The sequence below is a fragment of the Enterobacter ludwigii genome (genome assembly GCA_023023105.1).
Classification (GTDB): domain Bacteria; phylum Pseudomonadota; class Gammaproteobacteria; order Enterobacterales; family Enterobacteriaceae; genus Enterobacter; species Enterobacter adelaidei.
The window spans coordinates 3,541,410-3,564,984 of the sequence record CP083824.1 but is presented as its reverse complement, the minus strand read 5'-3'; the positions used below and the strand labels follow the sequence as shown (position 1 = coordinate 3,564,984).

General features: G+C 43.7%; 19 protein-coding genes and 1 other RNA gene. 7 read left to right on the top strand and 13 right to left on the bottom strand.

The features are described from left to right. Window positions 1-52: 52 nt before the first annotated feature. Together LCD46_17190 and LCD46_17185 are read right to left on the bottom strand one after the other, a co-directional pair. Entirely contained in the window at window positions 53-1,045 is a 993-nt protein-coding gene (locus LCD46_17190; GenBank protein UOY69783.1) for a DUF4928 family protein, read from the bottom strand. Beyond that, a complete protein-coding gene (locus LCD46_17185) occupies window positions 1,038-2,177 on the bottom strand; it encodes a DNA cytosine methyltransferase (GenBank protein ID UOY69782.1) in 1,140 nt (379 codons plus the stop codon). The genes LCD46_17190 and LCD46_17185 overlap by 8 nt, the downstream gene beginning before the upstream one ends. Window positions 2,178-3,080: 903 nt before the next feature. On the opposite strand from LCD46_17185, the gene LCD46_17180 reads away from it, so the two are divergent. Genes LCD46_17180 through LCD46_17170 form a run of 3 tightly spaced genes read left to right on the top strand, consistent with a single transcriptional unit; the run spans window position 3,081 to window position 7,399 of the window. Next, entirely contained in the window at window positions 3,081-4,205 is a 1,125-nt protein-coding gene (locus tag LCD46_17180; protein UOY69781.1) for a ThiF family adenylyltransferase, read from the top strand. Then, the gene (locus LCD46_17175) at window positions 4,180-5,280 is read left to right on the top strand and encodes a ThiF family adenylyltransferase (protein ID UOY69780.1); all 1,101 of its coding nucleotides are present in this window, start codon (window positions 4,180-4,182) and stop codon (window positions 5,278-5,280) included. Before LCD46_17180 ends, LCD46_17175 begins: the two co-directional genes overlap by 26 nt. Then, window positions 5,273-7,399: an ATP-binding cassette domain-containing protein gene (locus tag LCD46_17170; protein UOY69779.1), complete on the top strand. Its 2,127-nt coding sequence runs from the start codon at window positions 5,273-5,275 to the stop codon at window positions 7,397-7,399. The genes LCD46_17175 and LCD46_17170 overlap by 8 nt, the downstream gene beginning before the upstream one ends. Window positions 7,400-9,134: 1,735 nt before the next feature. Here LCD46_17170 and LCD46_17165 read toward each other — a convergent pair. The 6 genes from LCD46_17165 to smpB all read right to left on the bottom strand — a co-directional run bounded on the left by LCD46_17165 (window position 9,135) and on the right by smpB (window position 15,084). Then, window positions 9,135-10,031 (bottom strand): ParB N-terminal domain-containing protein, encoded by an 897-nt coding sequence (locus tag LCD46_17165; GenBank protein ID UOY69778.1) that lies wholly within the window; start codon window positions 10,029-10,031, stop codon window positions 9,135-9,137. Then, complete coding sequence (locus tag LCD46_17160) at window positions 10,028-10,924, bottom strand: ParB/RepB/Spo0J family partition protein (protein ID UOY69777.1); 897 nt, start codon at window positions 10,922-10,924, stop codon at window positions 10,028-10,030. The genes LCD46_17165 and LCD46_17160 overlap by 4 nt, the downstream gene beginning before the upstream one ends. Next, window positions 10,914-12,470 (bottom strand): recombinase family protein, encoded by a 1,557-nt coding sequence (locus tag LCD46_17155; protein UOY69776.1) that lies wholly within the window; start codon window positions 12,468-12,470, stop codon window positions 10,914-10,916. The genes LCD46_17160 and LCD46_17155 overlap by 11 nt, the downstream gene beginning before the upstream one ends. A 282-nt stretch (window positions 12,471-12,752) precedes the next feature. After that, the gene (locus LCD46_17150; GenBank protein UOY69775.1) at window positions 12,753-13,982 is read right to left on the bottom strand and encodes a tyrosine-type recombinase/integrase; all 1,230 of its coding nucleotides are present in this window, start codon (window positions 13,980-13,982) and stop codon (window positions 12,753-12,755) included. Window positions 13,983-14,148: 166 nt separating this feature from the next. Next, window positions 14,149-14,512: a transfer-messenger RNA gene (gene ssrA / locus LCD46_17145) on the bottom strand. Window positions 14,513-14,601: 89 nt separating this feature from the next. Further along, window positions 14,602-15,084, bottom strand: coding sequence for an SsrA-binding protein SmpB (gene smpB / locus LCD46_17140; protein ID UOY69774.1), 483 nt, complete (start codon window positions 15,082-15,084; stop codon window positions 14,602-14,604). Between the two features lie 156 nt (window positions 15,085-15,240). On the opposite strand from smpB, the gene LCD46_17135 reads away from it, so the two are divergent. Next, window positions 15,241-15,678 (top strand): type II toxin-antitoxin system RatA family toxin, encoded by a 438-nt coding sequence (locus LCD46_17135; GenBank protein UOY69773.1) that lies wholly within the window; start codon window positions 15,241-15,243, stop codon window positions 15,676-15,678. Then, on the top strand, window positions 15,668-15,955 hold the full coding sequence (locus tag LCD46_17130) for an RnfH family protein (protein UOY69772.1): 288 nt from the start codon (window positions 15,668-15,670) through the stop codon (window positions 15,953-15,955). Before LCD46_17135 ends, LCD46_17130 begins: the two co-directional genes overlap by 11 nt. A gap of 111 nt (window positions 15,956-16,066) precedes the next feature. On the opposite strand, the gene bamE is transcribed toward LCD46_17130, so the two are convergent. From bamE to nadK, 3 genes are all read right to left on the bottom strand, one after another. After that, the gene (bamE, locus tag LCD46_17125; GenBank protein ID UOY69771.1) at window positions 16,067-16,405 is read right to left on the bottom strand and encodes an outer membrane protein assembly factor BamE; all 339 of its coding nucleotides are present in this window, start codon (window positions 16,403-16,405) and stop codon (window positions 16,067-16,069) included. A 138-nt stretch (window positions 16,406-16,543) separates the two neighbouring features. Further along, window positions 16,544-18,205 carry a DNA repair protein RecN gene (gene recN, locus LCD46_17120; GenBank protein ID UOY69770.1) on the bottom strand — a complete coding sequence of 554 codons (1,662 nt, stop codon included), beginning with the start codon at window positions 18,203-18,205 and terminating at the stop codon, window positions 16,544-16,546. 85 nt (window positions 18,206-18,290) lie between these two features. Next, the gene (gene nadK, locus LCD46_17115; protein ID UOY69769.1) at window positions 18,291-19,169 is read right to left on the bottom strand and encodes an NAD(+) kinase; all 879 of its coding nucleotides are present in this window, start codon (window positions 19,167-19,169) and stop codon (window positions 18,291-18,293) included. Window positions 19,170-19,291: 122 nt separating this feature from the next. Here nadK and grpE point away from each other — a divergent pair, with 122 nt between their 5' ends. Then, entirely contained in the window at window positions 19,292-19,885 is a 594-nt protein-coding gene (gene grpE / locus LCD46_17110) for a nucleotide exchange factor GrpE (GenBank protein ID UOY69768.1), read from the top strand. A 53-nt stretch (window positions 19,886-19,938) separates the two neighbouring features. On the opposite strand, the gene LCD46_17105 is transcribed toward grpE, so the two are convergent. Together LCD46_17105 and LCD46_17100 are read right to left on the bottom strand one after the other, a co-directional pair. Then, the gene (locus LCD46_17105; protein ID UOY72992.1) at window positions 19,939-21,225 is read right to left on the bottom strand and encodes an HlyC/CorC family transporter; all 1,287 of its coding nucleotides are present in this window, start codon (window positions 21,223-21,225) and stop codon (window positions 19,939-19,941) included. An 18-nt stretch (window positions 21,226-21,243) separates the two neighbouring features. Continuing rightward, a complete protein-coding gene (locus LCD46_17100) occupies window positions 21,244-22,035 on the bottom strand; it encodes an inner membrane protein YpjD (protein UOY69767.1) in 792 nt (263 codons plus the stop codon). A gap of 166 nt (window positions 22,036-22,201) precedes the next feature. Between LCD46_17100 and ffh the strand changes: the two genes are divergently transcribed. Then, entirely contained in the window at window positions 22,202-23,563 is a 1,362-nt protein-coding gene (ffh, locus tag LCD46_17095) for a signal recognition particle protein (GenBank protein UOY69766.1), read from the top strand. Window positions 23,564-23,575 lie beyond the last annotated feature (12 nt).

The following is a 23,575-nucleotide window of genomic DNA, read 5'->3' as shown; positions in this document are numbered from 1 at the left end:
TTAGGTATGGTGGAAAAAAGCGACTCGTTAAGCTTGCTGATCTCTATGTATTTCAGGAGTCGGTCAGTAAGTTAACGATCCAACGAGGCTCATCAATCATAAGGGATTTATCTATCTCGATAGTATTGATACGGACGTTGTACGTACGTATCAGTCTTGCGAGACCCTCACGGATTTTATCGCCGTCATAGATAGCAATCTCTTCAATATTGTTACCGATGAAAGTTTCGGCTGCCTGGACGGCTATCTGTTCAGACATACCAACGTTATCAGCCATCTGGCGTGCTGCAATGACTTTGCTTTCAAGAGTTAGGATGACCGGCCTGTAGCCTGCACGTTTGTTTTCGACACAGCGCGAAATCAATTTCTCCATAGGTGCGGTGGTCACGTGGAATGCAGTAGTACCCACCTGAAAATCACCCTCACGGTCAGTGTGTAAGTCAGCTGCATTGGCTCTGTCACTGCCGATTTTAACATTGGGAAAGCGCAATTGGAGTTTGGCTCCAATAAGATGCTGTAGCACAGCTCCAGTGGGTTTGTCTGAACGTTCCGCCGACGCTTTAAGAATATCGCTTACCACAGATGCAACTGGCTTGTTGTAATCTAGGTCGACTGTTATTCTCTGTTTGTCAAAATAGTCCAGACGCACGCATTGAGTGAAGAAAGCTTCGAGCTGGTTGGAAACCAGTTTTGTGTCGACAGGCTCATTTCCATTTACTTGAGTATTGTTAAGTACATCCCGAAATGCAGCGGCAAGGAAAATAGTCCCTCTGGACGTACGCCCACCTTCACGGGTAAAAACGCGGGTTTCGCCATGTTGTTCCAGAATCTTTGATATGGTGGCACCACTGAGCCCTCGTACTTGGCTTTTTCCTTCGCTGTACAGACGTTCGTCAGTAATAGGCATACCATCAGCCATCATACGTGAGACGATCAGTCCTGCATTCATTACATTGGTATTTATCGCGCCACTCTTGGCTCGTTCACCTTCGTACCAGGCTTTCGCCGCTGCAAGATACGCTTCGGAGTAATTCAACTTATTCATTCACTTTTATTCCTTGCGCTTTTTTTGCGGCCTCAAGGTGAGGGAGGATCATGTGCCGGGCGACCCAGCCAACAACAGGAACAGCGACGGCATCCCCAAAACCATATTGAATTTGTGAGTCGCGCAAATTTTCCAGCGTGTACCAGCCAGCCCCCATCAGACGTGCATACTCAAGTCCGGTCATCCACCTGATTTTGAGTGCGCCCCTACCCATGATCACCACCGCCTGTTTGGAGGAACCGCCACGTGCTGTGCGTAAACATCCTGAAATGTCTTCTGCTCTCATTTCCCATACGGGAATGCCATTACGAGTTCTACGATAGGCTGTGCGGGCAGTTGTACAGTCTAGATTGACAAAATGTTCTAACCTTTCACGCTGTACCGATGCCATGGACTCTTTAAAAAGAGAAACTTTATCAGCATTCCACCACCGAGGGTCGCTGTCTGGGATAGCCTCAATCTCAAGAGTGAACCCTTGGCTTAGTAGCTCAGGTGCTTTAGGTAAAGGCATCATGAAGGTGCGTACTTCAGCATCTTTATGCAGCCAGGAAAGCCAGTCTGGTCTCAGGCACGAATCCTGTTCGCCTCCATCAATAGGATTTTTTGCTCCTATCAGGAATAACCTTGGTCGAGACTGTGGCACAAAACGTCGGGCGTCCAGAGTGATTGCGTCGACTGCATAACCTAACTCATTAAATTCTTTAACCGCAGCTCTCAAATCTTCTCTGTTATGGGAGGATGCAAGGCCTGTGACATTTTCGAGGACGATCACTTCAGGCTTGCGTTCATTCATCCCTGCAAGCAAATCAGTAAATCCGAAGAAGGCGGACGATTCCCTGCCTCCCCGCAGGCCGACACGCTTACCCGCCAGACTAAGATCAGTGCAGGGAGAAGAGGCCCAAGCAACATCTGCAGTTGGCAGGTCTTCGCTATTCAGGGTATGAATGTCTGCCAGAAAAAGCTTGTGAGTTTTCCAATGGCCTTCATACATCGATTTTTTGTTCAGGTCATAGTCATTAGACCAAACAGTCTTGATTCCCGCCTGCTCCATCCCAGCTCTCGCCAGGCCGATACCAGCAAAGAATTCCAAAGCGGTCCATTCGGCATCGCCCCGAATCGGTATAATATTCACTCAAAGTCTCCCGTTTTCATGTGCCTATCATCCCACAAAATACTCAGCTAGGTACATACTCTCAGTGGAACCCCACCTTGGTTATTTAGCATCTGCAAGATAGCCATTAAACTTCATGGTATGACTACGCGAGTTCGCATTTATGTAAGCCTATATTGTTGAATGAATTTGCTCTAACGACTAGCGACGAGAGTGTCCGGTAGGCAACGATTTCTGGTCTTCAATCCTCGAAACTGTAAACCAGTTTATCCAACGCTCAGTGGATGAACGGGCATAGCTGAGCGTTTTGGCAGTGTCTCTGCCACGGTCACCACGATGCTACATCAGCATGGTGATCAATCTGCGGGTGTGGGTCTTGTCATGGGTTTTATGAAGCGTTTTATGTATCGGGCATCGTTCGCTACGGAGAAGAAGTGCTACGATCTGCTTCGCTCAGTGCGTGCTGAGTTCCCTCAAACTGTTTTACTATTCCGAGCATCTATTTAGGACGATCTGTTGATGAGATTTGGCATTGAATCCGCACAAAAAATTACCATTCCCATGAACAGAAGTTTTGTGATTTAATCATCATGAAGGGTAAGTTTTTTCTTAAAATTAAGCTATATCAAAGAGAATACTTAGCTTGCTAATCAATTGACTTGCAAAGGACCTGATATGCAGTGTTTAGATTTAACATTTGAAGTCATCAGCAATACCAATGCTACCGCCAACTATACGGGTGGTTGCTCTGGAGAACGTAGTGACTGTTGTACTCGTGTATGCACGCGAGCTGGTAACGACGAGCAAAACTCAGCGTCGAATTTAGATGCTTGGGAAAAATACTTGGAGGTTAACGCCGGCGTTCTCCAATATTAATCTAAATTCAAAATCGCCCTTGATGGGCGATTTTATTGGGAATATACAATGGACTCCAAAAAATATAAAATAAAAGAAACTGTGGATATTTTTATATCGAATGAAGATAATACTGATAATGTCAAACTCACATTTCATGTGATGACAACGCGTGATAGATTAGAAATAAAAACTAATAAAAATGTCGCTCGATTTATTGCCAGCCTTGATGGTATAAAAACTATAAATGATATAGTTACTGAGATGGGGTCCCTACGCTCAAAAGATGTCGATAAACTAATTGCTTTTTTACTAAATCAACATTTTATTTATGATGTAAATAACATTTGCGATATTGAACCTCGTTTTTCACGACAAATTACATTTTGGGACGATTTTGTCCTTGAACGACCTGGTGTAGAAACTCAACATATCTTGGAGAGCAAAAAGGTTGTTTTATTTGGGTGTGGAGCTGTAGGAGCCAAAATTATAGAAATACTTGTCCGCGCAGGTGTTAAAAATATAGTTTTGGTTGATTATAAGTCCCTTTCAAAGTCAAATGCAGCAAGGCATTGTTATTATAACTATAAGAAAATCGGAAAACCAAAGGTAGATGTCCTGTCAGAATTTTTGAGTTGGATCGATAGTCGAGTAATAATAACAAAACATTTTGAAAAACTTATACCTACTACTAATCTATCCTCTATCATTTCTGATGATACAGATCTGATTATTAATACTTGTGATGAGCCTTATATAGGTCATACTTCTTTAAAACTTGGTAGATATGCACAAGCAAGAGCTATTCCGCTGTATGTATCAGGTGGATTTGACGCCCACTTAATGAGTTCAGGAGAATTAATATTCCCTCCACATACACCCTGTATAGATTGTGCCCAAAATACGTTTTCAAAGGCATTAAAAGGATGGAAGCCTGTATATAGTATAGTCAATAATCCTCAACTGGACCTTTCAAAATCTGTCTATGATAATTATATTCCAGGAGGGCCTGGTGGATTAGCAATGATGAATGGTTTTTCAGCTAATCTAAGTTGCATGAAATTAATTCACTTCCTGTTGGATGATTCAGCATTTTCATATGTAAATAGTCGGTATGAATACCTTCCAAACGAAGGCAAAATGACTAATTTTGAATTGGTAAAACAAAGTGGATGCAAAATCTGTAATGAATAATTTTAGACTGCGACAAAGTATTGGTATCGTCGTAAATGATGATACTGTAGAGTTTTTTAAATCCAATATTAGAGAAAGTATAAAAATAAAAATCAACTTTCCAAATATAGTTGAACTCTTAAAGATGTTTGATGGGCAAACTTCTCTTCAAGAAATTGTAGCAAATTATTCAGGAATCGATATTCAACAACTTGAAAAATTAGCTTTGTTTTTGAATGAAAACAATATAATTATCGATCAAGATTGCCAATACCCTGCAGAGCTTGTCACTGAACAATATAGAATGATCAATACATTTGAAGACTACTGTCATACCACCAGTGAGGTTTTAGAATGTATAATTAATCTTAAAAAATCAAAAGTAATGATTGTAGGTATTGGAGCAGTCGGTAGTAATGTGGCAACGTATCTTGCTCATTGCAATGTTGGTTCGATAATATTTGTAGATCACGATAATGTAGATATAAGTAATTTACATCGTCAGTTTTATTTCGAGGATGAAATTAACTCTGATAAAAATATAGCGTTACTCAACTCTTTGAAAAAGATATCTCCAGATATTAAGATTGACATTATCAATGACATTATCGATGATGATTTTTTTAAAAGAAATATTCTACCCTCTGATATAGATTTGATAATAAACTGCGCTGATGAACCTAATGTGGATTACACCAGTAAAATAATCGCCCTCTTTAGTATGATTCATAATATCCCACATATAGTTGGCGGGGGATATAATCTTCATCAAACCCTTATCGGTCAGACAATTATTCCATTTAAGTCAGCATGCTTTAATTGTTTTAACCTATTTTTAGGAAAAATAAATAGCAAAGACCTTGTTAATGTGAAGAAATTGCACCGGGTAAAACGAAAATTAGGTTCATTTTCACCACTATCAGGTCTGGCTGCAAGCCTTGCAAGCTTGGACGCTATAAAATTACTTGCCGGGAAAGTAGATCACTTGCAACAAGAAAATAAAAGAGTCGAATTTAGTCTTAGAAGTTTATCTTTTAACGTCCAAGATGTTCCACGTGATCCTGAATGTGATTGGTGTAGAGGAAAGTATGAATAAGATCATTTTTGAGGGAATAGCCACCCATAATTTAAAAAATTTAGATGTTACTATACCATTTAATACAATAACCGCTATTTATGGCCGTTCGGGCGCAGGAAAAAGTTCTTTAGCATTTTCATCAATTTATCAATTATGCAAAGATGAGTTTGATGCTGTAGAAAACGGTTATTTGAATGAAAGTGATTATAAAGTTGCAAATTTCAGTGGGTTAATTCCCGCTGTTGCGATACCACAAAGAAACACAAATAACAACCCTCGTTCAACTATATATTCATATCTGAATATAGCTCAAGCTTTGTCATCTTTAAAAATCAAAAGAAACGTAGCAGTACCTAATTATGATAAATTAAAAATAAACAATTATAGAAATGAATGTCCACACTGCTTAGGCCTTGGCGAGATAGTTAGTGTGGATGAATCTGAATTAATTAATGAAAAATGTAGACTAGATCAAAAACCATTTTTATGTTGGCGGACTGGTGAGTTATCTGATTATTATCACCAATTACTTATGGTCTATTGTGATAAAAATAATATAAAAGTAGATGATACTTTTGATTCACTATCACTTGAAAAGAAAAACCTAATACTATATGGAGAAAGCGCTGAGAAATTATCTTTTAGATTTAAACACAAAGGAAAAACGAAGCAAAGAAGAGCTTTTTATAAAGGCGTAATGTCTTTTGCTAATTCGAATATAGGACGGAGCCAAAACAATTCAAAGTATAAAAAGGAAGAAAATTGCTCATTTTGTAATGGAAGCAGAATTAACCAAGAAACAGCCCAACTTGATGTTTTAGGATTTACATTTGATGAATTTTTACTATCTCCTATATCTGAATTATGTAATACCCTGAAAAAAACTATAGGTGACTCAGTATTAATTAGAGTGTTGTCCTCAATAAATAATATGGGATTGGGATATTTAAATTTGTCTCGTTCAATTCCCAGTCTTTCTGGGGGGGAAATACAAAAACTTATTTTCAGCAGGCTTTTAACATCTAATACAACAGGTATTCTGATTGTTATCGATGAAATATCATCCCAAATTAACCCTGTCGATTTTGAAGTTATCTTTCAAAAGCTAAAAAAATTATCAGAAAAAAACACAGTTATTTTAGTAGAGCACTCGCAGTATTTCATAGATCTTGCTGATCAGCAAATCCATGTTGGTAAATACGCTGGTTCTTCTGGTGGGGAAATTTGTGAAAAAGAAAAAATTCAGCCGCAAAGGAACCTCAATCCCAAAAATAATATATCTGATTACTATTATTTTGAAGGGCTTAATAAAAATAACATTATTAATCAAAATATACGTATCCCTAAAGAGTGTGTTACTGTTTTTTCTGGAATCTCCGGATCGGGGAAATCATCTTTAGCTAAAGCTATTTGTAGTCTTACCGATTCGATTTATATAAGCCAAAAATTGTCATCATATACAGGACGTTCTACTGTCGCAACTATCACGGATTTGAATAAATTAATTGCAGAATTTTTCTCCGATATAACAAAATTAGATATAGAGTATTTCCTTCCAAACAAACTTGGTGGATGTAAAGTTTGTGAAGGTAAGGGCGTGATAAAATATGAAAGGGGTTTTGAAAAGGATATCTACATATCATGTCATAAATGTGAGGGTAAACTGTTTGACCACAATATAGATGAAGTAAAGTCTCAGATTAATGGTATGAATATAATAGATGTATATGATACTGAGTTGAAAGAGTTAAGCTCTTTTTTTAATAACACTAAGATTAATACTATTCTTGAAACTATCCATTATCTTGGAATATCACATTTGAAACTTAATAGAAAAACGCAGTCCCTGTCAGGTGGTGAAATGCGTAGAATAAAATTATGTGAAATACTATCTAAGTCCAGAAAAACAAACAAAATATTGTTTATTGATGAACCTGTCGCTGGACTTGATTCTGAGACGGCTTCGAAGGTGCTGAATTTTATATATCAAAAATCTAAATTATTCAATGCAATTGTTATTATAGAGCATAGGCCTGAGGCAGATGACTATGCCGACTTTAAAGTACTAATTGGTCCTTTGTCTGGAAAGCAAGGTGGGCGAGTTATAGAACAAAAGATCATTGAGTCAGTTAGATGAATTTAATTAACACACTATCTAATTAGTATGTGTAGTTATGATATTAATTTAATGAAATATAAAGGGTGATATTTTGGAAGAGTTAAGAATCGATTTTTAAATTAGTGTTGTTATATATTTTAATCACATGAGATGAAGACATCTTTTTAAACTTATATACCCATGATCATCAAAGACGGTTGATTGTCTGCAATTGAGATCATGGGCTGTCACCTTTTTAAATTTTTACTGAACGTTATAAAATTGAACTGGAATGTCTGCACAGTTCCTGAGATGATAAAAGAGTTAATGATTCGATCAAAGCCGTACTGTCGGCTTATGTAGGCTGCAGTTCGTCATGATAATTCCAGCCTACATCTTCACAACAAGACCATAGATAACCACATTTATAATCACTAAATTTAGGAAATGACGCAAGTTCGATAGGTCGGATCTCCTTATCACTGACAAATTAGACTGAAGAGCATAGTGTGATTCTGGTAATTATCAAACCAGACAAGTCCGTATTGGATAAGATTACCGAAGGTTTTAAATAGCTATCATATGTTTAACTGTTCAGAACGCTGTAAGAAGAACGGAAAATTGAAGTGGACTCATTAACGGATTGCAATAATAATTATCTTTTTCAATTCTTTGATAATATTAATCTGGAACTGTGTTCAATGATATCTTGAAATGAACCTCCCTTTACCTCTAACCGGATGGATAGAGTTAAATTAAAAGAATCTACAATTCAAAGTTCGATTTTGACTATTAGTTTACCTACGTGTAAAAACTAACGGGATGCCTTGGTATATAAACTTAAATTTATCTTATGCAAAATGATTGATAAAAATGAGAGCTGCAATTTAAGCACTAGTTTTCCATATAAAATAAATAGTTGCGATTGTCTAATCTGTTGTAGTAAATGTGCAGACATTGAAAGAGAAAGACCAGGTTTTTCTTTTCTAACCGAAGGGAAGAAAAGCAAGGGGAAACCGGAGAAGCAAGCGCAGCGGCTTCGCAGAGTTAGCCCTTGCTTCTCTTATAATTGGCATTATTCATTCAAGAACAATAGGATCTTCGCTTGTACAAGCGAAGCTATAATAAAAACAATCAATTAATTATTTTAAAAGTATTAAACAAGAACCTATTGACATTCATAAAATACAAGTTATTTATAATGTATGCCATAAATAAAAAGTTTTATGTCATATGTATCCTGCACTATGTGCAGTTAATGTACCACTTGTCCCATAGATGGGAATATTGGAAAGGTTACTTTGTTTTGAAGTAGCCTTTCGTCCTTCAATATTAACGATTACTTATTGCTATTACCAAGTCCAGTCGAATCGAAGAACATCTTTTATCTGAAACGACTCCTAATACCCGGTTAAAGCCACAATAACTCTCGCATACGTAGACCAAAGAAAAATTATGATATTAAATATGTGATTTTTTTTAGTGTTAAGTTGAATAATTAAATACTGGAGAGTTTTCTGTGCACTACCAATTGCTGGTTCATCTGTTCTGCCGCTGATGTTTCTGACGAATCTCCCGGTGACACAGAACTGTCCCTCTCTACCAGCCTTTATTCGACTCAATGTCCGGCTGCTGATACGCAGTTATCCCTTCGTATCAATGACTGACACTTAAACGTAATGCTTTGGTTGCTGGCGTATCTGACAGCTTCTTCGGCGTGAAGGTCGTTGTGTAAGTATACTTCTTGGTTTATTTAGGCTATATAAAACCATGACTATGACTTGCTGTTTTCAGTAAGAGTCTTATCATCCAAAGAATTTATTCTAGAAATTCTTTTTAACTCATTAAGATAATCAACCTCGTTTTCTAAGAACCAATGAAGAACTTTAGAATTGCCAAGTAATTTATTAATATATGACTGGATTATAACGAATTTCAACATATCTGAACCATACTCGGTTTGAAGCTTTTTCGTTTCTTCCGAAGTTGTTGCCATTTCTTGTTCCAGACGAAGTATGGTTTTTTTTATGTCCTTTTTATAGGGAGTGTTTTTCCCTTTATTTACTATCATCGATGCCGGTGTTGCATCCAAGATGCTCATTGCAAATTTTTTACTATAATTATCAAAATTAATCATTGTACCGACTGCTTCAATTTGGCGAATTGGCTTCATTTTCCTCAAAACGTCAAATGTAGCCTTAGGTATAGGTTTATCAGAAAGTTTCGCAATTATACTTGGATCTATGCCGTTCATCACATTCGCTTTATCTTTTATGGCATCAACAGATATGCCCAAAGCAGCACTAAGTTTTTCAATTGATACTTTTGCCAGAGACTTAATTATCATTCTATGTTCTTCAACTACATTTATATGATTCACTTGTTTGTTAGGAGTGAAAGCATCATCTATGCTCGAAAGTATACATGGAGCTTTTTCTATACCTAAGTCTTTTAAAGCCTCAACCCTTAAATGGCCATCAAGTATCTTAGTGACATCTTTATCTTTGTCATAGAATACTATTATTGGTTCAATAATACCTAAGCTTTCGATAGAGGTAACTATTTGATGATATTTATGGCTTCGCTTTACGTTTTCTAATAATTCCTTAGATGGAATTAACTTATTAGTTTCCAGGTAAATAAAATTATCGCCAAAACGTATCTGAATCATTTTAATACCTCTTTGTTTACTGGGGTTAATATCTGAGATGGTAGTTCTGAAAGATTCTCTTGTTCAAGTATATGTTGAAAGCTTTTATTCATCATTATGATGTTAAAAATCTCATTTACTATTAGTAGGTTGGTTTTTATGAATTTTGAGTTGTTATAAACAGATTTATGTTCAGCGATACTATTTTCATAAAGCTCAATCAACTCCTCTGCAGTCATCCTTTTTGATGGTTTGTGATAATAAAATCCGGCTGCTTTTGCACCTTTATTCCCAACTGTTCTTTGATTTAGAATGTGTTTTATCTTTATAATGTCCCGACTTTTTATTAATTTTTTATCATATGCTTCGGTAAGAATATCTTGTGCTTCCTCAGTTTCACATCTTGCAAATTGCACTGCGAGATACAGAGGCAAATTACCCCGTTCGACTGCTGAGAGAAGTTTATGCTCTCCCTTATCAAGTAGCATATTAATACTGCTCACCCAGTTCGATGAATATCCAGTAATCTCACTTATTTCGGAGTCTGAAAGTCCTCTGATTTTCATGTCTTTAATCACCTGTAATAACTCATTAGAACGTGGTCTTCTCCTTGCAATGTTTTCAACTAAACTCATAACGTAAGCATCTTCTTCTGATACATCTCTTATAATTGCTGGAATAATAGTTTCACCTAATGCAACGAGAGCCTCTATTCTCCCTTGACCACAAATTAAAGCATATTTGAAATCGCCTTCATCAATAGCTCTTACGCTTATAGGCTTGCTTAATCCTCTTTTTTTTATGCTTTCCTTTATTTCTTCATGCACTACCTTATTTCTTGTTCGTGGGTTAAGAAATTTTATTTTTGCAATCTCAATTTGAATTATTGGGAATTCATTTTTTTCAGGCAGCATATAGTTCCCTCACTTTCATGCGAGTAATAATTTGTAGAAGTTTATCAAGATTATCAAATCTATAGAGATCTAATCGAATGTTGTTTGTTTCCGTCATGCACATTTTATTATATTCGTTTTCAATCTTTGGTATGATATAAAAATCAAGAGGTGAAATATTTTGTGAATTCATTCGTATAACAATTGTTATGTCTGCTTTCTGTGAGTTATCAAACCGGACTTTCCATCTAAGTTTACCTGATTTCATATGTATGCATTTAGTAACAAGGACGGAAATTAAAAACTCATCATTGATGTAAAGCATTGGGGCATATTTATACTCGTCTATATGACAGTTACTTTTTAAAATTTCACCCTTAAAATCCTCAATTATCTCTGAGTAAAATGATCTTAGTGCTTCATTTATTTTGAGATAGCTGTAATCATGTTCTGGCTTATAACCAATCAAAGTATATGCTCTTAAAAGACCACCAAATCGGGTTCTATAAACAGAAGATGAAGGGCCTGTATCATCTTCATCAATGATAAAGCCTGATAGTTTTCCATTAGATTCTAATTTTTGTTTTAGTTTTTCTAATAGATCTTCATTAGTCAAATGAATGGATCGGAGCTGAATTATTTCTTGAGCTTTATTGTATTTTTTCTTTGAAATAATAGGTTTATATGCCTTGTCACATCTAACCCATTCATGTTTGGGGTTTTTTACAAGCCTACTTTTTAATTTAGATGAGGTTTTGTTATATATGTTGTTTCCAATATATTTTTCATTTGTCAAAATTTGATGTATTTTTGCACGAGTCCATAATGTTCCATTTTCTGCAGGTATGTTCTGTTCATTTAATCTCTCAGCAATAATGAATTCTGGGACGTTATTATCTATAAAGAGATCATATATTCTATTTACAATTTTTATTTCATTTTTTGGTCCCGGAATTAATATTACCCTATCTGTTTGAATACTCTTTCTTTTGCGGAAACTCAATATTTCTTTAGCTATGCCATTTTCGTCTACTAAAAGACGTCTCAGCCCATAACCAGCCATACCGCCTTGATGATAACCAAGCTTTATTAAATTTACTTGCCCTATAAATACCTTTTCAGATAAATTCCTGCTGTGATATGCAGCACTAGATCTTTTTATATTCAGTATAACAGAGGACTCTAAAGGGAAATCTTTAGTGGGTATAGGTTCGGAACAATATATAAGATCTACACCATTTCTCTCAAATAGAAAGGAATAATATGCCGCTTCATCACTATTTTGAAAACGACCAAAACGGCTCACATCATAAAATAATACAGCCTGTATATCTATTTTCTTTTGTTCTACATCGCTAAGTAACTGCTGCAAAGAATGCCTGCCTACGATACTGACTCCGCTCTTACCTGCATCATCGTAGGTATAAGCGATTTCCATATTGTTCTTTTCAGCATAATCTTTGATATATTCGGACTGATTATGTAAAGAATATTGCTGATGGTCGGTAGACATCCTCAAGTACTGCGCGACCCTAACTCTATGATTTTTGTCATTTTCGCTAGCCATGCACGAAACCTCATGGATGATTCAATACAATGTAGAGGATAAAATTGATCAAATTTTAACCGAATTCAACTGTTTTATCATTGATTAGAGCGAATTTGGTAGATCTTCGAGGTGTATGATAATCGAGAAGAGATGTGAATTATTTAGCTGATATGACCGACAGCTTTCGTTATGTGGACTCAATGTCCCCATTTGTAAATGGCTATGCTTAGTCCACATAGGTTAATGGTGTGATTATTAATTCTTTAACTAAATCAAGATAGTTAATCCATCATGGGAGAGTTATGCGGCAATAACTTTGCATTTTTGAGACGAAACATAGTCACTCCACCATTGCATGAGAACCACCCGTTCAGTGAGATACTCTGCACGATTGTAGGCTGCAATTATTTCATCTTTCTTCGAGTGGGCAAGGGCGGCTTCTAAGACATCAGTCCTAAACTTGCCAGACTCCTCAGCAGCCGTTCTAGCAATGGATCGCATACCGTGAGCTACAAGCTCACCTCCGAAACCCATACGGATTATGGCCGCATTAGCTGTTTGTTCATGCATGTGATTGAGTGGAGCTTTGATACTGGGGAACACCCACTCTCTATGCCCGCTGATGACTTTCATTAAATCCAAAACTCGCAAAGCTTCTTTGCTCAGTGGAACTTTGTGAGGCTTCTTCATTTTCATAAACTCCGCCGGGATGTTCCACATGCCAGTTTCAATATCAATATCTGACCATCTTGTGCGAACAGCTTCACCTGGGCGAACCCATGTGAGAAGTTGCCACTCAATCAGTAGCCTTGTTTCCAAACGGATAGAAGCATTGTTTAGAGCAACCAAGAAGCGAGGGAGTTCGGAAGGGGGTAATGCTGGCATATTCTGTTTTTTTGGCTTGCTGAACCGTTGCCCCAGGTTGTCTGCCGGGTTGAATTCTATGAGTTCTTCTGTTGCTGCATAGCGGAAAATTTCATTCAGGCGGGATATGATGCGGCGAAGTGTTTCAAGGACACCTCGTTTTTCTATGGGTTCTAAATGCTGTTTAAGCATTTTAGGGCGAATCTCCTTAATTGGGGTATCACCCAATGTGGAAAAGATATTTCTCTCTAGGCTTCGCCAGATGTCGTTAGCATGATCTTGGGAGATGCCTGACGTTTTGACTTTCTCATCAAGCCACTTCTTGGCTACTGCTTGAAATGTATGTTCCGTGGCATCTTTCAGTGCATTGGCTTTTTGGTTGTTATGAACTTGGGGGTCTATACCATTTGTAAGCAACGACAAGTATTCATCACGTAAAGCTCGTGCCTTCGCAAGTGTAAGGTGAGGATAGGTTCCTAAGCTCACCTTAGTTCGCTTTTTGGTCACAGGCACTGCATATCTGAAATACCAATTTTTCTTCCCTCCCTTCGCCAGGGGAGCGATTCGCAACAGCAAACCATCGCCGTCAAAAAGGTTAACCTCTTTTTCGGCAGGTTTGGTGCTTTTGATTTCAGTGTCAGTGAGCTTCTTAGCGATTTTGGCCATGTTTGGGACCCTCGATTTTAGGACCCATCTTCGTGGGTCCCATTCAGGGTGCCATAACTCGTAGTTCTCAGCAATTCTCACTAGACTACAATAGACGTAAAAAAGCCCGCAGAGCTTGTGCTGTGCGGGCTTAGTAGACTTTACTGAACTTCAGTACATCAATATTTGGTGGAGCTGGCGGGAGTTGAACCCGCGTCCGAAATTTCTACATCCTCGGTACTACATGCTTAGTTTGTCTTTACATTCGCACGCCAGCTGCGGACAGACACGCCACTAACGAACTAGCCTGATTAGTTTTAACGCTTCAACCCCAGGCAGGGCTTCCACGCGATCTCTTTTGGGTTTGACCTCTCTTTGATCCCCGTCTTAAGAGCGGAAGCTAGGGAGAGAGGGCTCAGAGCAGGTTATTAAGCTGCTAAAGCGTAGTTTTCGTCGTTTGCGACTATTTTTTTGCGGCTTTTAACGAGGCAAACCGCCCCTCGGCATGCACCTTGGGTTTCGCAAATCCCGTCGAATCCAGAATCAGCCCCAATAGTGTTGAACTCAGTATACCAGATTTCACTTGCAGGATACCAGCCCGGAACGCTAACTTATTGAATAGTACAATAAGTGTGCAGAATCAACGCCCTGCATTTTTCATGATGCGCGCTTTGTCGAGCTGCCACTCCCGCTCTTTCAGGTCAGTCCGTTTATCGTGTTGTTTTTTACCCTTCGCAACGCCAACTTTCACTTTGCACCAGGCATTTTTCCAGTACAGCGACAGAGCAACGACGGTGAAGCCTTCACGGTTGATGCGACCGTAGAGGGATTCCAGCTCGCGCTTGTTCAGCAGCAGTTTACGTGTGCGTGTTGGGTCACAAACGTAGTGTGAAGAGGCGACGGTCAGCGGCGTAAAGTTCGCCCCGAACAGGAAGGCTTCACCATCTTTCAGGATCACGTAGCTATCGCCGATGTTGGCTTTCCCGGCGCGCAGCGATTTTACTTCCCAGCCCTGCAACGCAAGGCCAGCTTCGAATTCTTCTTCAATGAAATACTCATGGCGAGCACGCTTGTTGAGCGCAATGGTCGCCGAGCCTGGTTTATGTGCTTTTTTCTTCGTCATAAGTGTCGTAAAGCCGTCGGTAATCTGATTTCAAAAAGTCACCTCATTGCGTCCTGTGAGGTCTAACGCGCTATCTTAGCACGAGATGAGGCTTAGCGTTTTTTTAACAGGTGATAAATGTTATTATTTGTCCGTTGTGTGACCATGGGAAATGCTATGCCTCAGATTAGCCGTACTGCGCTTGTGCCTTACAGCGCGGAACAAATGTATCAGTTAGTGAACGATGTTCAGTCTTATCCAGCGTTTATTCCTGGATGTACCGGGAGCCGTGTTCTGGAGTCTGGTCCAACGCAGATGACCGCAGCGGTGGATGTCTCCAAAGCGGGGATCAGCAAGACGTTCACCACGCGTAATACGCTGACGAGTAATCAGAGTATTTTGATGCATCTGGTGGATGGTCCGTTTAAAACGCTGATGGGAGGCTGGAAGTTTACGCCCCTGAGCGCTGACGCCTGTCGCATCGAGTTCCATCTGGACTTTGAGTTTACGAATAAACTTATTGAGCTGGCGTTTGGTCGCATCTTTAAAGAGCTGGCTTCAAATATGGTTCAGGCGTTCACCACCCGCGCCAAAGAGGTTTACAGTGTCGCATAAGATTGCTGTGGAAGTGGTGTACGCGCTGCCGGAGAAGCAATATCTGCAACGTGTAACGCTGGAAGAGGGCGCGACTGTTGAGATGGCTATCCGCGCTTCCGGCATTCTTGAGCTTCGCAGTGATATTGACCTGGCGAAGAATAAAGTCGGGATTTACAGCCGCCCGGTTAAGCTGGGTGATGTGCTGAAAGAAGGTGACCGGGTGGAGATTTATCGTCCGTTGATTGCTGACCCGAAAGAGCTGCGTCGTCAGCGTGCGGAGAAAGCGGCTAAGTAGCGCTTTCTTCCCCGGTGGCGCTGACGCGTACCGGAGCGCTACGTCTCTGTGCAAGAATTCAGAAACAAAAAAGGTGCTCATTGAGCACCTTTTTGCATTTCTGACGCCTGATTATTTGGTCAGGGCAGGCTTGTTGTCGATGTTGGTCAACACACCGGCGCTGCTGAAGGTCAGCGTCAGGGTTTGCTGGGTCACATCTTCGTGGCCCGGTTGCTGACGGAATACATAGAACCAGGTGTTTGTGCCGAACGGATCGGACATCATCGGGGTTCCCAGTGCATAAGCGACCTGCTGTTGTGTCATCCCCACACGGATTTTGGACACATCGTTAGGGGTAAGGTAGTTCCCCTGGTTGATGTCAGGACGGTAAACCACTTTCTCCAGAGTGGAACAGCCTGCGGTCAACATCAGAAGAACCGCTGCGGCAGCGGTCAGCATTTTACAACGCATAGTGATTTGATTCCTTTTCGGGCCCGAGCAGAACGCGGCTCATATGTAATATGCCGATGATAATAGACCTTGCCCCACTTTGAAACCGGTCTGGCGGCGTTTTTGTTGTTCTCTATGACCCTGAGATCCCGAAAAAGTTTATGCCGCTAGCAGTTCTTTCGCGTTTGCGAGCGTATTACGCGTGACTTCACTGCCGCCAAGCAGACGAGCCAGCTCCTGCAGACGCGCACGTTTATCGAGCGGTTTCATGTGCGTTTCTGTCATTTCACCGTCGGTTTCTTTGCTGACGATAAAGTGATGGTGACCACAGCCAGCCACCTGCGGAAGGTGGGTAACACACATGACTTGTGTTGATTCACCTAACTGACGCAGCAGCTTACCGACTACCGCCGCCGTTGGACCGCTGATCCCAACATCCACTTCATCGAAAATCAGCGCCGGGGTTTCCATTTTACGCGCTGTAATCACCTGAATCGCCAGTGCGATACGCGACAACTCACCGCCGGACGCCACTTTGGAGATGGCCTGCAGCGGCTGACCGGGGTTAGTGGTGACGCGGAACTCAATACGATCCGCACCTTCTGCCGTCAGCACATTCTCTTCAAAGCGGACATCGATCGTAAATACGCCGTGCGGCATCGCCAGCGTGTGCATACTGTCGGTGATGTGCTGACTTAACTCCTGGGCATAATGCACTCGAATCTCATGCAGTTTTTTCGCCGTTGCCATCGCCTGTTCATGATGCAGGCTCACCGCCAGAGAGAGGGTTTCCTGCGAGTCAGCCTGATCGTCAAGCTGCTGCTGTTCTTCCAGCAGAGACTGATAGTAATTTGGCAGTTCTTCCGGCGTAACGTGATGCTTACGGGCCAGTGAGATCTGACGGGAGATGCGTTGTTCCAGCTCAAACAGACGGTTCGGGTCGAGATCCAGACGTTCACAGTAGTGGCGCAATTCATCACCGGCTTCTGAGATCTGAATCGCGGCCTCTTCCAGCATATCCAGTACGCCAGAAAGTTTGCTGTCCATGCCTGCCAGTTCGGTGACCAGTTGACGAACGTTATACAGCTGGCTTTGCAGGTTCACGTCTTCGCCATCCGCAAGCATGTTGAGGGCGTTCTGACTGGTTGAAAGCAGGTGACCGCTGTTGGCCAGACGCTTGTACTCTTCGTCGATTTGCTCAAACTCACCCGCCTGCGGGTTGAATTCGTTCAACTCTTTTAACTGGTACTCCAAAAGCTCGGCGCGTGCGGTGCGCTCCTGGCTTTGCTGCTGGTGCTGGGCAAGCTCACGGCAGCTTTGATGCCACTGGCGATAGTGTTCTGCCATAAGCTGAGTAAGCGCGTACTCACCCGCATAGCCATCAAGCAGGGCTTTCTGCTGTTCTGGTTTGACGAGTTGCTGATGTGCGTGCTGGCCGTGGATCTGGATAAGCAACTGGCCGAGCTCGCGGAGCTGGGAGAGCGGAACCGCCGTACCGTTGATAAAGCCACGTGAACGACCGTCGCTGCTGATCACGCGGCGAAGTAAACACTCACGTCCATCTTCAAGCTGGTTCTGTTCCAGCCAGCGCTGGGCGGCAGGGGTGTCTTTCAGGGAGAAGCGGGCACAGAGATCGGCACGGTTTGCGCCCATGCGCACCATGTCTCCCTCGGCACGGCCGCCAAGGCACAAGCCGAGGGCATCAATGGCAATGGATTTACCCGCACCGGTTTCCCCGGTGATCGCCGTCATGCCGCTGTGGAAGTCGATCTCAAGCTCACGAACAATGGCAAAGTTGCTGATGGTCAGTTGTGCCAGCATAATTGTTTTCCTGTATGAAAAACCATAACTGTGTTTTCATACAGTATAAACTGGTTTTATATACAGTAAAGCGCTGGATGCAAAATCAGAACAATTTTTTTGACCAGCCAAGCTTCGAGCTTAATGTGTTGAAATAGCTGTAGTCTTTCGGGTGAATGAGATTCAGGTGGTAATCACACCGACGAATCAGCACGTCTTCCCCTTCCTGAATCGGCAGCGCTATCTGGCTGTCACAGCTGATCTCCAGGTCATTTCGACGGTGGGAGAAGCGCAGACGAATGGTGCTGTCACCGTTGATGACCAGCGGACGGGCGGAAAGCGTGTGCGGAAACATTGGCACCAGCGTAATGGCGTCCAGGGAAGGGGTCAGGATCGGGCCACCGGCAGAAAGCGAGTAGGCGGTTGAGCCGGTCGGGGTGGAGATAATCAAGCCGTCAGAACGTTGGGAGAAGGCAAAGATTTCGTCGATATAGACTTCGAACTCAATCATGTGTGCCACTTTACCGGGATGCAGAACCACTTCGTTTATTGCGGTGCTGATCCGCTTCTGGCAGTCCTGCTGGCATACCTGCGCTTCCAGTAAAAAGCGTTTTTCGCTGATATAGTGGCCTTCCAGAACGTCAGCCAGCTGTTGCTGGGCATTATCCGGGTCGAGGTCAGTTAAAAAACCGAGATTGCCACGGTTGATGCCGATGACCTTGATGTCATAACGCGCCAGCGTGCGGGCCGCGCCGAGCATGTTGCCGTCACCGCCGACCACCACGGCGAGATCCGCCTGTTGGCCTATTTCCGCCAGCGTGCCGGTCTTGACGCTCTTCAGCTGCAGCTCCTGTGCAATCTGCTGCTCAACCATCACTTCATAGCCTTTGCTACACAGCCAGCGATACAACATTTCATGTGTCGTCAATGCGGTAGGGTGACGCGGATGCCCGACGATCCCAATACACCTGAAATGATTATTCATTTTCTGGAGGTCCTTGTGCCTGATGAATGATGACAATCTGTCTTGTTCCCTTGAATCCCGGAAACTGATCCCCATAATAAGCGAAGTTAGCGAGATGAATGCAGAAAAACGCGGAGAAATTCATGAGTAGTAAAGAACAGAAAACGCCTGAGGGGCAAGCCCCTGAAGAAATTATCACGGAACAGCACGATGAAGTTGAGGCTGTAGAGCCAGACGCATCTGCTGAGCAGGTGGACCCGCGCGATGAAAAAATTGCGAATCTGGAAGCCCAGCTGGTAGAAGCACAGAATCGCGAACGCGATGGTGTTCTGCGCATCAAGGCTGAAATGGAAAACCTGCGTCGTCGTACCGAACTGGACGTTGAAAAAGCGCATAAATTTGCGCTGGAGAAATTCGTCAACGAACTGCTGCCGGTGATTGATAGCCTCGATCGCGCGCTGGAAGTAGCGGATAAAGCGAATCCGGACAACGCGGCGATGATCGAAGGTATCGAACTGACGCTGAAATCCATGCTCGACGTGGTGCGTAAGTTTGGCGTGGAAGTGATCGCCGATACCAACGTTCCGCTGGATCCAAACGTTCACCAGGCGATTGCGATGGTGGAGTCCGAAGAGGTGGAAGCCGGTAAAGTGCTGGGCGTGATGCAGAAAGGTTACACCCTGAACGGCCGTACCATTCGCGCAGCGATGGTGACCGTGGCGAAAGCGAAAGCGTAATTTGCCGCCCTGTAGTGCCGGGCGGTGGTTTCGCCTTGCCCGGCACTACAACATTATTCCGCGATACTTTCGCGCAGGGGTTTAACGGGAAGGACTTTCACCTGCTTAATCATGTTGTCCTGCACGTCCAGGATATCAATATCGTACTGTTCAATTCGCACCCGCGTGCCCGCAGCCGGGATTTCTTCCAGTGCTTCCAGAATCATGCCATTCATGGTTCGCGCTTCATCTTCCGGTAAATGCCAGTTAAAGGCTTTGTTGAGTTCGCGAATGTTGGCGCTACCGTCAATCAGCACCGAGCCGTCGTTTTGTGGGGTCACTTCTTCCGCAAGAGAAGGAGACATTGAGGTGGTAAAGTCCCCGACAATCTCTTCCAGAATATCTTCGACCGTCACCAGCCCCTGAATATCGCCGTACTCATCGACCACCAGGCCGACTTTCTTCTTGTTACGCTGGAATTTCACCAGCTGCGTACTGAGCGGTGTTCCTTCCGGTACGTAGTAAATTTCGTCGGCGGCACGCAGCATCACCTCTTTTGTGAACTCTTTTTTCTCGGTCATCAGGCGGTAAGCTTCGCGCACGCGCAGCATGCTGATGGCGTCATCGAGAGAGTCGCGATACAGCACAATACGCCCGTGCGGGGAGTGCGTCAGCTGGCGGACGATGGCTTTCCAGTCGTCATTGATGTCGATACCCACGATTTCGTTACGCGGCACCATGATGTCGTTCACGCTCACCTTCTCCAGATCCAGCACCGACAGGAGCATGTCCTGATTACGTCGGGAAATCTGTGAGCGGGATTCATTCACGATGGTGCGCAGTTCGTCTTTGCTGAGCGCGCTGCTGATGGTGACGTCTGCTTTGATACCCACCATCCGCATCAAGAGGCGCGTCACCATGTTCAGCAGCCAGACCAGCGGCATCATCAGGATCAGCAGCGGTGCCAGCAAGAAGCTGCTCGGGTAGGCGACTTTCTCAGGGTAAAGCGCAGCGATGGTTTTCGGTAGCACTTCGGCAAACACCAGCACCACGAACGTCAACACGCCGGTGGCAATCGCCACCCCGGCATTGCCATACAGTCGCATCCCGACGATGGTGCCCAGCGCAGAGGCAAGAATGTTGACGAGGTTATTGCCGATGAGCACCAGGCTTATCAGGCGATCCGGCTTGCGAAGCAGTTTTTCAACGCGACGGGCAGCCCGGTTACCTTGCTTAGCACGATGACGTAACCGGTAGCGGTTTAAGGTCATCATGCCGGTTTCCGAGCCAGAGAAATAGGCGGAGATGACCACCATGACGATCAGCGTAACGATCAGCGTGGTGGTAGAGATGTGTTCCAGGGGGAACTCCTTTGTTTCTTAGCCAGCAAATTGCTGTATGAAGCGGCTGCCAAAATAGGCAAGGGTGAGAATGCCCGCACCCGCGACGTTGAACCAGACCACGCGACGACCGCGCCAGCCTTCATGGTAATGGCCCCATAGCAGGACAATATAGACAAACCACGCAACGATAGAGAGTACCGCTTTATCGATATTCTCCACGCTGAACAGGTTTTTCATGTAGAACAGGCCAGTGCAGAGCGTGAGCGTCAGCAGAACCACGCCCACCTGGGTGATGTGGAACATTTTACGTTCAATGACCATCAGCGGTGGCATCTCGTGGTTAAACGCCAGCTTTTTGTTTTTGAGCTGGTAGTCAATCCAGGCGAGCTGCATAGCGTAGAGCGCGGCGATAATCAGCGTCGCGTAGGCAAAAAGCGACAGGCCAATATGCACCAGCATACCCGGTGTCGCCTCCAGATGCGTAATGAACTCATTGGGCATAAAGGTGGCTAAAGCCAGATTGATCAGCGCAAAGGTATAGACAATCGGCAGCAGTAACCAGCCGCGATTCTTAGAGGCCACAATGGTCATCACCGTGCAGATCATCAGGCTGACCAGCGAGCCGACGTTGAGGACGCTCAGGTTTTGCACGCTGCCGTCGCCGGGAATGATGCGTGATTCCAGCGCAAAGGCGTGGCTTATCAGTGCGATCACCGCGGAAAGAATAGCCATGCGCCGCCAGCCGCTGTTTTTTTGCAGCAGTCCGGGAACGATCAGCGCGAGACTGACAGAGTAGGCAACAAGGGCGATCAGTGCGAAAACAGGCATATAGGCATCGACAGTTGTCTTAATAAGAAAGAGAAGCAGTATAACGTTACGTGACGCCTGCTCCAACCGTTGCATAACAACAAAGGCGCCTTCATGTTATACTCCGGCAAAATTCTGTGTATGTGTCGCTCATGGCGGCCCAACGTTTCTACTCAGGCGAGAGACAATGTTTGATAATTTAACCGATCGTTTGTCGCGCACGCTGCGCAACATCAGCGGCCGAGGACGCCTTACCGAAGACAACATCAAGGAAACGCTGCGCGAAGTGCGCATGGCGCTGCTGGAAGCAGACGTGGCGTTGCCGGTTGTGCGTGATTTTATCAACCGCGTTAAAGAGAAAGCGGTTGGTCATGAAGTTAACAAGAGCCTGACCCCGGGTCAGGAGTTCGTCAAAATCGTTCGTAACGAACTGGTTTCGGCGATGGGTGAAGAGAACCAGGTGCTTAACCTGGCGGCTCAGCCACCGGCCGTGGTGCTGATGGCGGGTCTGCAGGGTGCGGGTAAAACGACCAGCGTCGGTAAGCTGGGTAAATTTCTGCGCGAGAAGCACAAGAAGAAAGTGCTGGTGGTGTCTGCGGACGTTTATCGCCCGGCGGCGATCAAACAGCTGGAAACGCTGGCAGAGCAGGTTGGCGTGGATTTCTTCCCGTCAGACGTGGCTCAGAAACCTGTCGATATCGTTAATGCCGCTCTGAAAGAAGCGAAGCTGAAATTCTACGACGTGCTGCTGGTGGATACCGCCGGTCGTCTGCACGTTGACGAAGCGATGATGGACGAAATCAAGCAGGTGCATGCCTCTATCAATCCGGTAGAAACCCTGTTTGTTGTCGACGCGATGACCGGTCAGGATGCGGCAAATACCGCGAAAGCGTTTAATGAAGCGCTGCCGTTAACCGGTGTAGTCCTGACCAAAGTGGACGGTGACGCCCGTGGCGGTGCAGCCCTCTCGATTCGTCATATCACCGGTAAGCCGATTAAATTCCTCGGCGTGGGCGAAAAAACTGAAGCGCTGGAGCCGTTCCATCCGGATCGTATTGCCTCCCGTATTCTCGGCATGGGTGACGTGCTGTCGCTGATCGAAGATATCGAGAGCAAGGTTGACCGCGCGCAGGCTGAAAAGCTGGCGAGCAAGCTGAAAAAAGGCGACGGTTTCGATCTGACCGACTTCCTTGAGCAACTGCGTCAGATGAAAAACATGGGCGGCATGGCCAGCCTGATGGGCAAACTGCCGGGCATGGGCCAGATCCCTGACAATGTGAAAGCGCAGATGGATGACAAGGTGCTGGTGCGTATGGAGGCGATCATCAACTCGATGACCCTTAAAGAACGTGCTAACCCGGATATCATCAAAGGTTCCCGTAAACGCCGTATTGCCGCCGGTTGTGGCATGCAGGTACAGGACGTTAACCGCCTTCTGAAACAGTTCGACGACATGCAGCGCATGATGAAGAAAATGAAGAAAGGCGGCATGGCGAAGATGATGCGCGGGATGAAAGGGATGATGCCTCCCGGTTTTCCTGGGCGTTAATCGCTTTTGAGA

Excerpts from the sequence above, each read along its gene's own strand:
- LCD46_17190 (UOY69783.1), bottom strand. The coding sequence starts at position 1,045 with ATGAATAAGTTGAATTACTCCGAAGCGTATCTTGCAGCGGCGAAAGCC.
- LCD46_17180 (UOY69781.1), top strand. The coding sequence starts at position 3,081 with ATGGACTCCAAAAAATATAAAATAAAAGAAACTGTGGATATTTTTATA.
- LCD46_17170 (UOY69779.1), top strand. The coding sequence starts at position 5,273 with ATGAATAAGATCATTTTTGAGGGAATAGCCACCCATAATTTAAAAAAT.
- LCD46_17165 (UOY69778.1), bottom strand. The coding sequence starts at position 10,031 with ATGATTCAGATACGTTTTGGCGATAATTTTATTTACCTGGAAACTAAT.
- LCD46_17160 (UOY69777.1), bottom strand. The coding sequence starts at position 10,924 with ATGCTGCCTGAAAAAAATGAATTCCCAATAATTCAAATTGAGATTGCA.
- LCD46_17155 (UOY69776.1), bottom strand. The coding sequence starts at position 12,470 with ATGGCTAGCGAAAATGACAAAAATCATAGAGTTAGGGTCGCGCAGTAC.
- LCD46_17150 (UOY69775.1), bottom strand. The coding sequence starts at position 13,982 with ATGGCCAAAATCGCTAAGAAGCTCACTGACACTGAAATCAAAAGCACC.
- smpB (UOY69774.1), bottom strand. The coding sequence starts at position 15,084 with ATGACGAAGAAAAAAGCACATAAACCAGGCTCGGCGACCATTGCGCTC.
- LCD46_17135 (UOY69773.1), top strand. The coding sequence starts at position 15,241 with ATGCCTCAGATTAGCCGTACTGCGCTTGTGCCTTACAGCGCGGAACAA.
- bamE (UOY69771.1), bottom strand. The coding sequence starts at position 16,405 with ATGCGTTGTAAAATGCTGACCGCTGCCGCAGCGGTTCTTCTGATGTTG.
- recN (UOY69770.1), bottom strand. The coding sequence starts at position 18,205 with ATGCTGGCACAACTGACCATCAGCAACTTTGCCATTGTTCGTGAGCTT.
- nadK (UOY69769.1), bottom strand. The coding sequence starts at position 19,169 with ATGAATAATCATTTCAGGTGTATTGGGATCGTCGGGCATCCGCGTCAC.
- grpE (UOY69768.1), top strand. The coding sequence starts at position 19,292 with ATGAGTAGTAAAGAACAGAAAACGCCTGAGGGGCAAGCCCCTGAAGAA.
- LCD46_17100 (UOY69767.1), bottom strand. The coding sequence starts at position 22,035 with ATGCCTGTTTTCGCACTGATCGCCCTTGTTGCCTACTCTGTCAGTCTC.
- ffh (UOY69766.1), top strand. The coding sequence starts at position 22,202 with ATGTTTGATAATTTAACCGATCGTTTGTCGCGCACGCTGCGCAACATC.